A 242-nucleotide genomic window follows, 5' to 3' on the forward strand; every position below is an offset into this window, starting at 1 on the left:
GTTAGGTTTGGTAGAGACTAAATCTAGCCTACTCTTTTTAATTAAACGGAAATTGAATTGACTGAACGCCAGTAAGATAAATCAACCGTACTATTATGAATGGTTAAAGCAATTTTCAGATTTTCCAGAGACTTAAACAGCCAATGGACATTATGTCGAGGTGTATGTTCATAATGATTATATAAAATTGCAAAGCGACTCGTTAAATAAGGATTAATTTTATGAGAGAGCAAAAGAATTTT

General features: G+C 31.4%; 1 protein-coding gene. It reads right to left on the reverse strand.

What is annotated here, in order from left to right:
- Positions 1-41: 41 nt before the first annotated feature.
- A partial coding sequence (locus R0J87_RS23875; RefSeq protein WP_498889508.1) for a Sll1247 family protein occupies positions 42-242 on the reverse strand: 201 nt, incomplete at its 5' end.

Origin of the sequence: Halomonas sp. SIMBA_159 (genome assembly GCF_046536035.1) — a bacterium.
Taxonomy (GTDB): Bacteria; Pseudomonadota; Gammaproteobacteria; order Pseudomonadales; family Halomonadaceae; genus Vreelandella; species Vreelandella venusta_A.